Origin of the sequence: Streptomyces pratensis (assembly GCF_016804005.1) — a bacterium.
GTDB classification, from domain to species: domain Bacteria; phylum Actinomycetota; class Actinomycetes; order Streptomycetales; family Streptomycetaceae; genus Streptomyces; species Streptomyces pratensis_A.
Genome location: NZ_CP051486.1, coordinates 350,388 through 364,673, shown reverse-complemented (window position 1 = coordinate 364,673; position 14,286 = coordinate 350,388). Strand labels below are relative to the sequence as shown.

Here is a 14,286-nt window from a genome sequence, read left to right as displayed (position 1 = left end):
CGAAAGGTTCACACCATGACCGACACCGAAGAGACGAAGAGCGGGCCCGCGCCCCGCACCCTCACCGACCAGGCGCTCTCCCGGATCCTGGAGGAACAGCGGTTCGGGGTGCTCGCAGCCGTGCGCTCCACGGGCCATCCCCACCTCTCGACCGTGCTCCACCACTGGGACGCCGAGGAGCGCGTCCTGCGCGTCTCCTCCACCGAGGGCCGCCTGAAGACCCGCATCCTGCGCCGGAACCCGCGCGCCTCACTCCATGTCGACGGCGGCGACGTCTGGTCGTTCGCCGTGGCCGAGGGCGTCGCGGAGATCTCGGAACCGACCACGACGGCCGGTGACGCGGTCGGACGGGAACTCCTGTCCCTCACACCGGGTTTCGACGATCCCGCGGAGGAACGGGCCTTCCTGGCGCAGGCGGTGGCCGAGCGCCGCGTGGTCATCCGGCTCCGGGTGTCAAGGCTGTACGGGGCGGCCCTGGACGTCGCGGCGGCCGGACAGTGACACATGGCAGGCCCTACGACGCGGTGCTGTGCGACCTCGACAACGTCCTCCGCTTCTACGACGTGGCCCACCTGACCGCACTGGAGCGGGCGGCGGGCCTGCCCGCCGGCACCACGGAGGACATCGCCTACGCCCCCGAGGTCGATCTCCCGCTCCTCCTCGGCCGGATCACCGAGGAGGAATGGATCGAGGCGATCACGCGCGGCCTGGCAGGCCGGGTCGGCGAGGAGAAGGCACGGGAGCTGGGCCGGGCGCTCGCACGGGCGCCCTTCCGGGCGGACGAGACGGTGCTCTCCCTGCTGCGCCCGATACGGGATCACGTACCGCTGGTGATGGTCACCAACGCCACGCCCCGGCTGGAGGAGGACCTCGCAGCTCTGGGGCTCACCGGCCTCGCCCATCACGTGGTCAGCAGTGCCGTCGAAGGGGTCGCCAAGCCGGACCCCGCCATCTACCGGATCGCAGCGGCGCGGGCCGGGGTAACGATGGACCGGTGCCTCTTCGTGGACGACAGCCCGGAGAACGTCGAAGCGGCCGTCGCACTCGGCATGACCGGCGTGCACTTCCGCGAACCGGCCGATCTGCACGGTCCGTTCGCCCTCATCCGGGGGGAGGCGTGAACAGCCCGCCCTCCAGCTGCACGAAGGCGAGGCCGGCCGCCGCGACCGCGTCGCCGTGGACCTGGCCGGCGCTCTCCCCCGCGTCGATCCGCCGCCAGTTCTCCTCGGCCAGGATCCGCAGTACGGCGACGATCTGGCCCGCCGCGAGGCGTGCCGCCACCGGAATGCCGGGGTCGAGGGCGCGGGCGAGCGCCGCTTCGGAGCGGCCCTGATAGGCGTACAGACGGGCGACGAGCGACGGGGTTCCGTAGAGCAGCCGGTGGAAGGCCAGCACCGGCGGGACGTCACAGAGCCCGGTCACCGGGTCGCGGCGGTCGAGGCCGTCCAGGAAGTGGTGGCGCAGCGCGTCCAGGGGGGAGACGCCGTCAGGCCGGCCGGAGACGACACGTGCCGCCTCGTCCTCGTGGTCGGCGAACCGGTGCAGGACGAGGTCCTCCTTGGCCGGGAAGTACCGGAACAGCGTCGGCTTCGAGATCTCGGCCGCCGCCGCCACCTCCGCCACCGAGACCTTGTCGAAGCCCCGTTCCAGGAACATCGAGATCGCGACGTCGGAGACCGTCCGGTAGGTCAGCTGCTTCTTGCGTTCGCGCAGGCCGCTCTTCCCGGCGCTCATGACGGTGCGCCCTTCCTGATGAGCGCCTCGATGCCGTCGAGGACCCGCTCGAGACCGAACACGAACTCGTAGTCGGCCTCGTCCGGCTCACCCATGACCTCGGAGGCCATCAGCCTGGACAGCGCCGGATGGCGGACGGGATCGACGAGCCGTGTCACCGTCCGCTCCCACTGTGCCATCACTTCCTGGGGCGAGAGCCCCTTGGCCTCGACGGCGGCGGCGAGATCGCTCATCAACAGGGCCTCGTTCCGCACGAAGCCCCCGACGAAGAGGATGACGGAGATCTTGTCGCCCTCGTTCAGGCCGCTGTCCTCCAGCGCCTGGAGTCCCTGTTCCCACCAGGCGATCGAATGAGGGCTGGCCGGCGGGCCCGCGATCGGGATGCGCAACGCCCACAGATTGCGGTGGAACACGCGGCGCTGGGCCCATGCCCACTGGCTGAGTGCCTCCCGCCAGCCCGCTCCCTCCTCGATAGCGGGCAGGGGTGAGGGGGCGCCCATGGCCGCCTCCTGCATGAGGACGTAGAGCTCCTCCTTGGCCGAGACGTAGCGGTAGAGCGACATCGTCGAGGCGCCGAGTTCCTTGGCGACCCGTCCCATCGAGACGGCCGACAGCCCCTCCGACGCGGCCACCGACACGGCCGCGGCCACGATGCGGTCCAACGACAGACCGGGTTTCGGCCCCTTGACCGGGCGGTCGCGCAGTCCCCACGCGGCCTCGATGCTGGCCGGCAGGCCGGTCTCGCCCGCCGTGCTGCTGTTCTCCGTCACCCGAAGCCGCCTTTCCCGGTACTGGCTTGCCACCATCCTAGGTTTGCGTAATGCTTACGCAGTAAAGCGTAGGCAATACGCAGAAGGGGGATCGTCATGACCACGGCCATGAACGACGTCATGATCGAGGCGCAGGGCCTGACCAAGTCCTACGGAAGACCGGGCGCCCGGGTGCTGGACGGCGTCGGTCTCCGCGTCGCCCGCGCGGGGATCCACGCGCTGCTGGGCCCCAACGGGGCGGGCAAGACCACCACCGTGCGGATCCTCGCCACTCTCACCACCGCCGACTCCGGCACGGCGCGCGTCGCCGGGTACGACGTCGTCACCGACCGGCGCCGGGTGCGCCGCGCCATCAGCCTGACCGGACAGTTCGCCGCCGTCGACGAGACGCTGAGCGGCGAGGAGACCCTGCGGATGATGGCGCGGCTGTCCGGCCTGACCCGCGCCCAGGCCCGCCGGCGCGCCGAGGAACTCCTCGCTCGCTTCGGCCTCACCGACGCGGCCCGCCGGCAGGCCCGTACGTACTCCGGGGGGATGCGGCGACGCCTGGACCTGGCGGCGGGGCTGGTCGGCTCGCCCGAGCCCGGCGTCTTCTTCCTCGACGAGCCCACCACCGGCCTCGACCCACGCAGCCGCCGCGAGCTCTGGCAGGTGGTGCGCGACCTCGCCGACCGGGGCGCCACGGTCCTGCTCACCACCCAGTACCTGGAGGAGGCCGACCAGCTCGCCGACCGGATCAGCGTCCTCGACCAGGGACGGATCGTCGCCGAAGGCACCCCCGAGGCCCTGAAGTCACGCATCTCAGGACACCGGCTCGACCTCGTCCTCAACAGCCGTGAGGCCTACCTCGGGCTCGCCGGCCGCGCCGTCCACCACTCCCCCGAGACCCTCACGCTGGGCATCCCCACGGACGGCACCGCCGTCCACGTCAGGACCCTGCTGGACGAGATCGACCCGCACCGCGCCGACGTAGGCCGTTTCTCCGTCCACAGCGCGACCCTCGACGACGTCTTCCTCGCCCTCACCACCGAGAAGAAGGAGGCAACGGCCCATGTCTGACGCATCCGGAACCCTGACCCACACCGCGGTCATGACCGGCCGCAGCCTGCTGATCAGCCGCCGCAACATCGACGCCGTCATCACGTCGATGATGCTGCCGATCATGCTGATGCTGATCTTCGTCTACTTCTTCGGCGGCGCGATCGACACCGGCACCGCCCACGACTCGTACGTCATGTACGTCGTCCCCGGCGTGCTGTTCCTGTGCGCCGGCTTCGGATCCGCCACCACCGCCGTGGCGGTGAGCGAGGACATGAAGGGCGGCATCATCGACCGCTTCCGCTCCCTGGACATCGGCGGGACGTCGATCCTGGCCGGCCACGTCGCCGCGAGCACGGTGCGCAACCTGGTCTCCACCACGCTGGTGTTCGCCGTCGCGCTGCTCATCGGCTTCCGCCCGGCCGCCACCCCGGTCGGCTGGCTCACCGTCGCCGCCGTCCTGCTCGCCTACATCGTGGCCCTGTCGTGGATCTCGGCGGCGATGGGCCTGCTCGCCCGCACGCCGGAGGCGGCCGGGGGATTCACCTTCTTCATGTCGTTCCTGCCCTATCCGAGCAGCGCGTTCGTCCCCGTCGACAGCATGCCGGGCTGGCTCCAGGGCTTCGCCGACCACCAGCCCGTCACCCCCGCCATCGAATCCCTCCGCGGGCTCCTGCTGGACCAGCCGGTGGGCGACGCGCCCTGGACCGCACTCGCGTGGGCGGCCGGGATCCTGCTGGTGGCCGTGGCCCTGTCGGGCGCGCTCTTCAGGGTGCGGACGCGGTGACGCGGCCCCGGCCGCCGACCGGTGCCGATCCCCGCCGACCGCCGCGGCGCGGGCCTCAGAACACGTCCGGGCACCACGCCCGCCGCGCCGTCCGGAACACCGCGTCCGCCGTAGCAGCCGCGCCCGCCCGGTGCTCGTCGAGCCGGCCGAGGGCCGCCAGCCGGACCGGCGACTCGTCGCCGAGGTAGAGCGCGCCCAGGTCCGACACGTCCAGCGTCAGGTCGGCGTCCCGGGTCGTGGGTACACACGAGGCGCCGGACGGCGAGGCGTCCAGCAGGAACCGGCCGCCCGCCAGGCCCGTGGCGTCGTGGACGTCAAGGACCAGGGCGGCCCCTGTCGCGTACGTACGCGCCTCCAGGGCTCCGGGAACGTCCAGGACGCGCAGCCACAGCCAGTCCGCCTGAGTCACGATCCGGGCGGCCCGGGGGTCCGGGAGGAGGAGGGGGAGAACGTCGTCGGGCGCGCGGTAGCCCGAACGGACGGTGGTGATCCAGTCGATGGAACAGACGAACCGCCACAGCGCGCGTTCGGCGGCGGGGGTCACGGCGATCATGCCGGCCACCGTCGCCTTGTTGAGCGGCTGCTTCCCGTCGCCCCAGCGGTCGTCGGCGCGATAGGTGATCAGCCCGTCCGCCTCCCCGTCCGCCGACCGGTACACCGCGTGGAACGGCTCCGTCCACGCATCGGACGACGGGGTGTCCACCCCGGTGTTGCGCTGCCACCAGCGCTCGTCGCGGGAGACCACGCCGTGCTGGACGGCCGCGAGCCGGCCGTGGAGCTCGGGGCCGAGCTTGCGGACGTCCGCGCCGTCCACCAGCTCGATCCGCCCGCCGTCCGCCTCGGAGGGGACCCGGTCACGCGGATCCAGGCCGGCCCGGGGGACGTCGATCTCCCACTCCGCGGTCCAGGTGGCGGGACCGAATCCGTAACGCCCGTAGATCGGGTACTCCGCGGCGATCAGCGAGGCGACCACGTCCCCGCGCTCCTTCGCCGCCGCCAGGTCCGTGGCCATCATCCGGCCGAGGAGCCCACGACGGCGGTGCGTGGGTGTCACCGTCACGGCGGTGATGGCGTCGGCCCGCACCCTGGCGCCGCCGACGACGGTCAGTTCCTGCGCGAACGACCGGAAGGTGGCCACACAGCGCCCGGCGTCGAACACGCCCTGGAGCCGGGTGAGATCGGTGTGGGCCAGGCGCACCGCGACCTCCTCCTCCGACGGCGGTGCCGCCGCCGACCGCAGGAACCCCGTGCCCACGGCGCGCATCCAGTCGGGGAACTCGGCTTCGGAGACGGTACGTCGATCAAGGCTCATACAGCCACGCTAGGCACAGGGAGTTCGGGATGTCGCCCGGATTTCCGTCCGCACCGGCACGGGGCCCGACGGCCCCGCCGTCGCTCAGAACGCCGCCCGGACCTCGCCCACCACCGCGTCGCCACCCGTCAGCGGCGCACGCCCGATCCGGGACACCACCGGTGCGTCCACGCCCAGCAGTTCGAGGGAGCGGGCCAGCACCGGGCCCAGGGCGCGGGCCGAGCCGTCGTCGATCTTGAAGGCCAGGGCCCTGCCGTCCGGCAGCGCCACCGCCTGCACCGCCTCCGCACCCATCTTCGAGAGCGTGCCCGGCACCTCCCGCATCAGCCAGGTGTCCGGCCGCCGCGTGCCGGCGACGTACTCCGGGTGCGCACGCATGGCGTCCGCGACCCGGCGTTCCGCCGTGCCGGGCTCCGCCAGCACGAAGGCGCGGAACGCGCGTGCCAGGCCCACCAGCCCGATCGCCATCAGCGGGGCCCCGCAGCCGTCCGTGCCGACCGCCGCGACGGGCTCGCCCGCCGCCTCCGCGACGACCTCGCCGACCAGGCGCTGCAGCGGGTGGGACGGATCGAGGTAGGACGCCGTGTCCCACCCGTTGCGCACGCAGACTGCGAGCATCGCCGCGTGCTTGCCGGAGCAGTTCATGGTGAGCGGCTCCCGCACACCCCCGGCGGCGAGGTACGCCTCCGCCTCGACGGGGTCCAGCGGGAGGTCGGGCGGCGTCTGGAGGTCTTCGGTCTTCAGCCCGTGCTCGGCGAGCATCGTGCGCACCAGGCCGAGGTGGAAGTCCTCACCCGAGTGGCTCGCCGCGGCCAGGGCCAGCCGCTCCCCCGAGAGGTCCAGTCCGGCCCGCAGGATCGCGGCGGCCTGCATCGGCTTGTTCGACGAGCGCGGGAAGACCGGGGCCGCCGGGTCTCCGAGCGCGAGCTCCACGCTCCCGTCCGCGGCCAGGACGACCAACGACCCCCTGTGATGCCCCTCGGTGAAACCGGACCGTACGACCTCGGCCAGGACCGGGAGCACGGGCGACGAGGACGGCGACGGGGCTATGGAGGACGTCATGCTGGCTGGTGGCCTTCCGGGGGACGGGCGTGACCCGCCCCCGGAAGGGTCGCCTCAGGCGAGCAGGTCCTCTACTTGTGCTTCCCCGTCACGGTACCTGCGGGCGATCTCCGCGCTGCAATCGTCGACGGTCCGCTGGAGCCGGTGGCGGCGCCTGGACACCTGCTGTTCGTAGCGGACGAGCCGCCCCATGGCGGTCAGGAGCTCTTCGTCCGTACGGGCGTCGAGATCCGAGAGCCCCACCTCCGCGAGGGTCTCCGCGGCCAGCTGCCGGTACTCGTCGCTGCGCGGCGTGGTGAGAGTGACGTGCCGCGCCGAGGAACGGTGGACGGACGGGGTGTCGGCGAGGATCTCCGAGAGCCGGTCCACCACGGGCGACTCGGGATCCACACGACGCGCGAGCTCGGCCCGCAGGATGTCGATCCGGCCCTGTACCAGACGGCGTACGTAACTGAGGTCCGCCTCGTCGCGCTGGGCGTCACGGCGCTGGGTGCGCAGCTCGGGCAGCCGCAGTCCGCCGAATTCGGGCTGCGGACGCACGGACGCCAGGGCTTCGACCGCACCCCCTCCGGTCTGGCCGGGTACGGACACCGCTCCGGGCAGCTGTACGGGCGGGGCGGGCAGCTGGCCGGGCACAGCAACGGTCCGCTGCACCGGCGGCCGGAGGCCGGCTGCTGTGCGCGTCCCTGGTGCGGCAGCGGGTGATGGCCCGTTTCCATGTGTCGTCATGATGATCCGTCCCCTCGACCGGTGCGTCGGCACACCGACATCGTGCATCGTGCCACTACGCAGGGTGTTCATGCAGGTGCTCTGTACCCGTTCAGCCCAAGATAGGTTGGTCTGTATGCGTGCAGTGATACAGAGAGTGGACGGCGCGAGCGTCACCGTGGCGGGCGCCGCGGACGATGCGTCGGGGACCGGGACGGTCGGCGAGATCGTCGGCGAGGGGCTGTGTGTGCTGGTGGGGGTCACTCACGGCGACACGGCGGAGAAGGCGGCGCAGCTCGCCCGCAAGCTGTGGACCCTCCGGATCCTTGAGGGTGAGAAGTCCTGCTCGGACGTGAATGCACCGCTTTTGGTCATTTCGCAGTTCACCCTCTACGGGGACGCCAGGAAGGGCCGCAGGCCCACGTGGAACGCCGCCGCCCCGGGCGAGGTCGCCGAGCCGCTGGTCGATGAGGTCGTGGCGCAGCTGCGCGCGCTCGGAGCACAGGTGGAGACGGGCCGGTTCGGGGCGGACATGCGGGTCTCGCTCACCAACCACGGCCCGTTCACCGTTCTGGTCGAGGTGTAGCAGCCCGGATGGACGGCCACGCGTAGTCGCTCTACGGCTCCACGACCGTCTCCTGGGCCGCCGCGGTGTCACCCGCGATCAGCTCCGCGTCCACCGCGACGTTCCGCTTCACCAGCGCCAGGGCGATCGGACCCAGCTCGTGGTGGCGGGCCGAGGTGGTGACGAAGCCGAGCTGACGGCCCTCCTCGCCGTCCGCGGCGAGCCGGACCGGAGTCCCATGCCCGGGCAGGTGCACCTCGCTGCCGTCGAGGTGCAGGAAGACGAGCCGGCGCGGCGGCTTCCCCAGGTTGTGGACACGGGCGACCGTCTCCTGCCCCCGGTAGCAGCCCTTCTGGAGGTGCACGGCACTGCCGATCCAGCCCAGCTCGTGCGGGATGGTGCGGTGGTCGGTCTCGAAGCCCAGACGCGGGCGGTGCGCCTCCACGCGCAGCGCCTCGTACGCGAGGATCCCGGCCGCCGGGCCGTGCGCGGCCGCGTACGCCTCCAGCTCGGCCCGGGGCAGGAAGAGGTCGCGCCCGTGTGCCGTCTCGCGTACGGCGACGCCGTCCGGGACCTGGGCGATGGAGCCGGCCGGCAGATGCACGACGGCGAAGTCCTCGGTGCGGTCGGCGACCTCGACCCGGTAGAAGAACTTCATCGACTCCAGGTACTTGACCAGCTCGCCCCGGGTCTCCGGCTCGGCGTGCATCCACACCGTCGTGCCGTCGTCGACCAGATAGAGGGCGTGCTCGATGTGCCCGTTGGCGGAGAGGATCAGCGCCTCCGTCGCCTGGTTCGGCGCGAGGTCGCTGACGTGCTGGGTGAGCAGCAGGTGCAGCCAGGTCAGCCGGTCGTCGCCGGTGACCGTGACGACCCCTCGGTGCGAGAGGTCGACGAGGCCGCTGCCGTCGGCGAGGGCACGTTGCTCACGGAACAGGTCGCCGTAGTGCGCGGCGACGCCTTCGTCGCGCCCTTCGGCGGGGACGGCGCCGGGCAGGGACAGCAAGGGGCTCTTCATGCGACAAGCGTACGACCCGGACCCCGCGTACTACCGCGCGCTGTCCGGTCCCTCCGGCGTCCCGCCCTGCGACGCGTCGGCCGCCTTCGCCGTGCAGTCGGCGCAGCGCCCGAAGATCGCGAAGTGCTTCATGTCGGTCTCGAAGCCGAACGTGCCCCGCAGCTTCGCCGTGAAGTCGGCGACCACGTCGACGTCGGCCTCGATGACGTCGGCGCAGTCCCGGCAGACGAGATGGATGTGGTGGTGGCGGTCCGCGAGGTGATAGGTCGGGGCGCCGTGCCCCAGGTGGGCATGGCTGACCAGCCCGAGCTCCTCGAGGAGCTCCAGGGTCCGGTAGACGGTGGAGATGTTCACACCCGACGCCGTCCTGCGCACCTCGCAGAGGATGTCGTCGGGTGTCGCGTGCTCCAGCGTGTCGACGGCCTCGAGGACGAGCTGACGCTGAGGCGTCAGCCGGTAGCCACGCTGCCGGAGGTCGGTCTTCCAGTCGGTGCTCACCACAGGCCCAGTGTAGGGCTGGGCGGGCACGGGCCCGTAGATCCGTGCGGAACGGGCCCGGGCCGGGACTACTTGAAGAACGCGATGCCGTCGTCGGGCATGTCCCCGAGGCTCTTCGCCATCGCGGCGACCTCCTCCGGGGTGACGACCTTCTTCAGGTGCGCCGACATGTACGGCCGCAGCTCCACGTCGGGGGTGGCCTTCTCGCCGACCCACATCAGGTCGCTGTTCACATAGCCGTAGAGACGCTTGCCCCCGCTGTACGGGCCGGAGGCGGCCGTGCGTGCCACCGCGTCGGTGACGATGTCGATCTGCGGCTTCTGCTTCGCCAGCTCGCCGTACCAGACCTCGACGATGCCCTGGTCACGGACCATGACGATCTCGACCTTGCGGTCCTTGTCGATGCGCCAGTACCCGGACTCGGACTCCAGCGGCTTGACCTGCTTGCCCTCGGCGTCCAGCACCCAGGAGTGCGAGACGTACTCGAGGAAGTCTCGGCCGTCGTGGCTGAAGGTCACTTCCTGGCCGAAGTTGCACTTCTCGGCACCGGGGAAGTCGGAGACGCCCGCACCCGCCCAGTTACCGAGGAGGAAGGCCAGCGGCACGAGGTCCGGGTGGAGGTCGGACGGAATCTCGATCATGAGCGGCTCAGACGATCTGTGAGGTGTACGGAAGGTGTTCGGCGAGGGTCAGCGCTGGCCCTGGTACAGCTTCTTCACGGTCACGGCGGCGAAGGCGAGCACGCCGACGCAGACCAGGACCAGCAGAGCGGAGAAGAAAGCCTCAAGCACGGGAGCTCCTCGGTACGAACGACATGACGGCAGCAGGCGCCGGGCCCCCAGCCTAATGGGTGAGGGCCCGGCACGGCGGCCCGGGGTTTCCCCGGGCGCGGCCGGATCAGCCCAGGAGCTGGTTCTGCAGGATCAGCGTCTGGTGGAACGGAACCGCGTCCGTGCCCGCCTTCCCCTTACGGCTGTGGACGACCAGGGCGAGTGTGTCCCCCGCCAGGACGTACCCGTGGCGTACCTGCTCGGCGGCATACGGCTCGGCTTCGGAGAACGCGCGCACCGTCGTGTACTCCGCCCGGGCGTCGGAGGCCCAGTCATCGTCGTACTCGGGCTCGGTCGTCCCGGCGAGCGGCCGCGGCAGCGAGTCGTTCTCGAAGAGCTCGTCGTTGAAGGCCGTCGAGTACGCCACCGAGTTGAACCGGAGCAGGTAGACCCGGGACGAAGTGCCGTCGGGCATGGTCCAGCCGCGCGCGGCGATGTGCCGCAGCGCGGAGTCCTTCAGGTGCTGGGCGAGAGCGGCTCGGTCGTCCTTGCCGTACTCGGCCGTGTACCGGGCGATGTCCACCCAACCGCCGTCGAGCTCCTTGTCCACGGTGGCACCGGCCGGTGCCGGCAGCAGCAGACGCCGCAGGTCCGCGTGGTGGACCTCCGCCGTGTTGGAGTCGCTGTACGGGCGGGGCGCGTCGGAGGGCAGGGCGGGCAGGCTCAGCACCGGGTAGTCCCATCGCCCGTCGTGCTGCGTGGCGAGCCCCGGCACGTCGGTGCGCTCCATCGACGTGATGCCGGCGACCGTGCCCGCGCCGAGGCCCCCGAGGACCAGCACGGCCGCTGTCCACCGCAGGACCGCGCGAAGGGCCCGGCGCTGCGGGCGGGACCCCGCGGTCGCGGGCCCGGGGTCCTCGGCGGGAGGGGCCGGCGGGCCCTGCGGCACCGGCGGGACGGATGCCTCGGCGGCAACGGCCGGCTCCGTGGGAACGGCCGGGGCGGGCGGCTCCGTGGGAACGGCCGGGTCCGCCGGGGCGGGCGTGGCGGCCGGTGCTGCCGTCTGCTCGGTCATACGTACTCCCCCGGGGACGCGATGTGGTCCAGCTGGTCCTTCAGCAGTTCGGTGACGGCCGCCTTGTCGACGGGCTTGGTGCCCGTCGCCCAGTAGCTGATGCTGAGCTCACCGTCGTAGGCCGCGCACATCATGTCCTCGATGTCGCTGTCGCTGTCCTTCGGCTGCAGGTAGCAGGTCGCCGTGCGGGTGTGACCCTCGACCTTCGGGCCGTCACGGAAGACGCCTACGAGGTCGAACAGCCCGGTGCGGAGGGTGTAGAGGTTCCGCACGGCCTGCTTGTCCTTCATCCGGACGATCGTGGCGTGCACCTCCAGGTCGTTCTCCTGGGAGACGTACGACCGGACGGTGAGCCCCTGCAGCCGGAGCTTGTCGATCCGCTTGTCGTACTCCCGGCGCTCCTTGCCCGCGAGCCCGCGGCCGGACGCCTTCATCGCGGCGACGGCCCGTTCGCCGTCCACCTCGCCGTCGTTGCCGTACTCCGCGTCGTCCGGGCCCAGCCGGTAGCCCTTGGGCACGGGCAGCAGCAGCTTGCTGAGCTCGGTGTCCGACCTGCCCCGGCTCGCGTCCCCCGCGGGATCCTTGCCGGGCTCGCGCCCGGACACCATCCAGGCGGTGGTCTCCACGCTGCGGTCCGCGCCGTCCACCGTGATCTTCGTGTACGTCGCGGCACCGCCGACGGCGCCGAGCACCAGCACGAACGGAAGCGCGGTGAGCAGGATCCGCCGGGCCCGGCCGGACCGCTGAGGAACATCCGGATCGCCCGGCGCTTCGGGGAGCGGTGCCGTGCCGGATGGCAGGTTCGGGGTCATGTCGTTCACAGGCGCTCCAGCTGTCGCTCGGCCAGCGTCCGGATGTCCTTCTTGCTGATCGGCCGGGTGTCGTACATGAAGATGTCGACCATGATGTCGCCGCGGTGCATGATGGCCCTGGCCCGGTAGAAGGGCAGGTATCCAGGCTTCCGTTCGACGCCGTAGACGTAGTAACGGCCCTCGCCGCTTCCCTTGACCAGGTCGCCCTCGTTGCCCGCGTACTTCTCTCCGGCCATGTACGAGCGCTGGCCGTCGGCCAGGTCGGCGGCCGCGGTGTCTGCCCCGGAGGAGTACTGGACGAGGTGGATCACCGCCTCGCGGTCCGCACCCTTCGTCCACGCCGCGCCTGCGACACGGCGGATGTCGGACTCCAGGAAGTCCTCGAGCATCCCGCCTTCGTCGTCGAATTCGCGCGCGAGCGCCCCCACACTCATCCAGCCGTCGTCCAGCCAGTCCGCTTCCTTGTCGTCGCTCCAGCCCGCCGGGCGGTCGACGAGCAGCTTGCGCAGGTCACCGTCCGTCTTGACCTGCCGGTCCTGCGAGGCGGGGAGCGGAGCGGGGACCTCGTCCGCCGGGAGCGCCTTCGCCGGGTAGGCCAGCTCCGTCTGGGACAGCGCGGGCAGCGGCGTCGGAGGCCGCTCGGCCTGGATGCCGTAGCCGACCGCAGTGCCGCCGGAGATGCCCAGCAGGGCGGCTGCCGCGATCAGCAGGGCCGTGCGTCCGCGTGGGCGAGGGCGTACCGGGGCGGCGGGCGCGTCGCCCGCCGTCCCGGCCGACGCGTCGGAAATGGTGTCGTTCGGTTCCAAAAGGGTCCCCCCATGAGACCTGAGGCGCAGGTTCCATCACCCGCGCACACAGCAGACCCACAGCTCACGGATGAGGTTGCCCGGCCGAGGATTACAGTTCGGTACATGCCGAAGAAGCTCGTGATCAAGGTGACCGCCGGAGCCGATGCCGCCGAGCGCTGCTCGCAGGCCTTCACCGTGGCGGCCGTGGCCGTCGCCAGCGGGGTCGAGGTCTCGCTCTGGCTCACCGGCGAGTCCGCCTGGTTCGCACTGCCGGGACGCGCCGCCGAATTCGAACTGCCGCACTCGGCACCGCTGCCCGATCTGATCGACTCGATCCTGGCGGGTGGCGGGATCACGCTGTGCACCCAGTGTGCGGCGCGTCGCGAGATCGCGGAGAAGGACGTCCTGGAGGGCGTGCGCATCGCGGGCGCCCAGGTCTTCGTCCAGGAGGCCATGGCGGACGGCGCCCAGGCCCTCGTCTACTGATCCGAAGCAACTGCCGGCCTACCTGCGGCGCCGGTTCCTGCCGTCGAGCTCGTCCCACCACGCGTCCGACGTCGGGTCACCCGTGGACTCCTCCCGGGGCGACCGAGGCCGGGGATCCTCAGGCCGGGTGCCCCGAGGCCCGATGTCCGGGGGCCTCACGTCCGGGGGCCTCACGCCCGGAGGCTTCAGGTCGGAGGGCCTCACGTCCGTGGAGCCCTCGTCCCACCAACGGTCCTCGGGCCCCCGCCGGTTGGCGACGATCGCCGCGACGGGCGGGATGACCATGGCGACCACGCACATGGCCACGGCCGCGGGGACGGACCACAGACGCACGAAGGCCCAGGCGGAGACGAAGAGGAAGAGGCATCCGCCCATCATCAGAAAATAGACGCGCCTGCGCCGGGCGTACATGTATCCAGCGTAGAGCTCCATGGCGCGGACGCGCATGCGGACGGCGCGAAGAGCCCGCCAGGACGGCGCGAAGGGCCGCACCCCTGTTCAGGTGGCGTCCAACCCCCTGGGGTGCGGCCCTCCGGCCGTCCGTGCGCGTGAACTACACGGCGATGGCGACCTCGGCGAGGCCACCGGTCTGCGCCACGACCGTGCGGTCGGCGGTGCCGCCCGGGACCAGGGCGCGGAGCGTCCAGGTGCCCTCGGCCGCGTAGAAGCGGAACTGTCCGGTCGCCGAGGTCGGGACCTCGGCGGTGAACTCACCGGTCGAGTCCAGCAGACGGACGTAGCCGGTCACGGGCTCGCCGTCGCGGGTCACGCTGCCCTGGATGGTCGTCTCGCCCGGCTTGATCGTCGAAGCGTCGGGGCCGCCGGCCTGTGCTCCACACATGGTGTTCTGTCCTTCGGGTCGG

Annotated in this window: 19 protein-coding genes; 6 read left to right on the top strand and 13 right to left on the bottom strand. The window is 71.6% G+C overall.

Going from position 1 to position 14,286, the window contains the following annotated elements:
- Positions 1–15: 15 nt before the first annotated feature.
- Positions 16–501 (top strand): TIGR03618 family F420-dependent PPOX class oxidoreductase, encoded by a 486-nt coding sequence (locus HED23_RS01745; protein ID WP_203181683.1) that lies wholly within the window; start codon positions 16–18, stop codon positions 499–501.
- Complete coding sequence (locus HED23_RS01740; protein WP_238441809.1) at positions 498–1,121, top strand: HAD-IA family hydrolase; 624 nt, start codon at positions 498–500, stop codon at positions 1,119–1,121. The genes HED23_RS01745 and HED23_RS01740 overlap by 4 nt, the downstream gene beginning before the upstream one ends.
- Here HED23_RS01740 and HED23_RS01735 read toward each other — a convergent pair.
- Together HED23_RS01735 and HED23_RS01730 are read right to left on the bottom strand one after the other, a co-directional pair.
- Entirely contained in the window at positions 1,102–1,734 is a 633-nt protein-coding gene (locus HED23_RS01735; protein ID WP_203181682.1) for a TetR family transcriptional regulator, read from the bottom strand. The two genes, HED23_RS01740 and HED23_RS01735, sit on opposite strands and share 20 nt — an antisense overlap.
- Entirely contained in the window at positions 1,731–2,504 is a 774-nt protein-coding gene (locus HED23_RS01730; protein WP_203181681.1) for a TetR/AcrR family transcriptional regulator, read from the bottom strand. Before HED23_RS01730 ends, HED23_RS01735 begins: the two co-directional genes overlap by 4 nt.
- A gap of 96 nt (positions 2,505–2,600) precedes the next feature.
- Between HED23_RS01730 and HED23_RS01725 the strand changes: the two genes are divergently transcribed.
- Both HED23_RS01725 and HED23_RS01720 read left to right on the top strand, forming a co-directional pair.
- Complete coding sequence (locus HED23_RS01725; RefSeq protein WP_203181680.1) at positions 2,601–3,563, top strand: ATP-binding cassette domain-containing protein; 963 nt, start codon at positions 2,601–2,603, stop codon at positions 3,561–3,563.
- A complete protein-coding gene (locus HED23_RS01720; protein ID WP_203181679.1) occupies positions 3,556–4,329 on the top strand; it encodes an ABC transporter permease in 774 nt (257 codons plus the stop codon). Before HED23_RS01725 ends, HED23_RS01720 begins: the two co-directional genes overlap by 8 nt.
- Before the next feature lie 55 nt (positions 4,330–4,384).
- On the opposite strand, the gene HED23_RS01715 is transcribed toward HED23_RS01720, so the two are convergent.
- The 3 genes from HED23_RS01715 to HED23_RS01705 all read right to left on the bottom strand — a co-directional run bounded on the left by HED23_RS01715 (position 4,385) and on the right by HED23_RS01705 (position 7,432).
- On the bottom strand, positions 4,385–5,641 hold the full coding sequence (locus HED23_RS01715; protein WP_203181678.1) for a GNAT family N-acetyltransferase: 1,257 nt from the start codon (positions 5,639–5,641) through the stop codon (positions 4,385–4,387).
- Positions 5,642–5,725: 84 nt separating this feature from the next.
- Entirely contained in the window at positions 5,726–6,703 is a 978-nt protein-coding gene (locus HED23_RS01710; protein WP_203181677.1) for an asparaginase, read from the bottom strand.
- Between the two features lie 54 nt (positions 6,704–6,757).
- A complete protein-coding gene (locus HED23_RS01705; RefSeq protein WP_203181676.1) occupies positions 6,758–7,432 on the bottom strand; it encodes an ABC transporter substrate-binding protein in 675 nt (224 codons plus the stop codon).
- Between the two features lie 115 nt (positions 7,433–7,547).
- On the opposite strand from HED23_RS01705, the gene dtd reads away from it, so the two are divergent.
- On the top strand, positions 7,548–7,997 hold the full coding sequence (gene dtd, locus HED23_RS01700; RefSeq protein ID WP_203181675.1) for a D-aminoacyl-tRNA deacylase: 450 nt from the start codon (positions 7,548–7,550) through the stop codon (positions 7,995–7,997).
- Between the two features lie 31 nt (positions 7,998–8,028).
- On the opposite strand, the gene HED23_RS01695 is transcribed toward dtd, so the two are convergent.
- From HED23_RS01695 to HED23_RS01670, 6 genes are all read right to left on the bottom strand, one after another.
- On the bottom strand, positions 8,029–8,994 hold the full coding sequence (locus HED23_RS01695) for a YgfZ/GcvT domain-containing protein (RefSeq protein WP_203181674.1): 966 nt from the start codon (positions 8,992–8,994) through the stop codon (positions 8,029–8,031).
- A gap of 30 nt (positions 8,995–9,024) precedes the next feature.
- Entirely contained in the window at positions 9,025–9,495 is a 471-nt protein-coding gene (locus HED23_RS01690) for a Fur family transcriptional regulator (RefSeq protein ID WP_203181673.1), read from the bottom strand.
- Positions 9,496–9,560: 65 nt separating this feature from the next.
- Positions 9,561–10,133, bottom strand: coding sequence for an FABP family protein (locus HED23_RS01685; protein ID WP_203181672.1), 573 nt, complete (start codon positions 10,131–10,133; stop codon positions 9,561–9,563).
- A 256-nt stretch (positions 10,134–10,389) separates the two neighbouring features.
- The gene (locus tag HED23_RS01680) at positions 10,390–11,337 is read right to left on the bottom strand and encodes a hypothetical protein (protein WP_203181671.1); all 948 of its coding nucleotides are present in this window, start codon (positions 11,335–11,337) and stop codon (positions 10,390–10,392) included.
- Complete coding sequence (locus HED23_RS01675; RefSeq protein WP_203181670.1) at positions 11,334–12,158, bottom strand: hypothetical protein; 825 nt, start codon at positions 12,156–12,158, stop codon at positions 11,334–11,336. The genes HED23_RS01680 and HED23_RS01675 overlap by 4 nt, the downstream gene beginning before the upstream one ends.
- Positions 12,155–12,955 (bottom strand): hypothetical protein, encoded by an 801-nt coding sequence (locus tag HED23_RS01670; protein WP_203181669.1) that lies wholly within the window; start codon positions 12,953–12,955, stop codon positions 12,155–12,157. Before HED23_RS01670 ends, HED23_RS01675 begins: the two co-directional genes overlap by 4 nt.
- A gap of 105 nt (positions 12,956–13,060) precedes the next feature.
- On the opposite strand from HED23_RS01670, the gene HED23_RS01665 reads away from it, so the two are divergent.
- Positions 13,061–13,423 (top strand): DsrE family protein, encoded by a 363-nt coding sequence (locus HED23_RS01665; RefSeq protein ID WP_203181668.1) that lies wholly within the window; start codon positions 13,061–13,063, stop codon positions 13,421–13,423.
- An 18-nt stretch (positions 13,424–13,441) separates the two neighbouring features.
- Here the strand turns inward: HED23_RS01665 and HED23_RS01660 are convergent, their stop codons facing one another.
- Both HED23_RS01660 and HED23_RS01655 read right to left on the bottom strand, forming a co-directional pair.
- A complete protein-coding gene (locus tag HED23_RS01660) occupies positions 13,442–13,834 on the bottom strand; it encodes a DUF3099 domain-containing protein (protein ID WP_203187313.1) in 393 nt (130 codons plus the stop codon).
- 142 nt (positions 13,835–13,976) lie between these two features.
- Positions 13,977–14,264 (bottom strand): DUF1416 domain-containing protein, encoded by a 288-nt coding sequence (locus HED23_RS01655; protein ID WP_014154938.1) that lies wholly within the window; start codon positions 14,262–14,264, stop codon positions 13,977–13,979.
- Between the last annotated feature and the right edge of the window lie 22 nt (positions 14,265–14,286).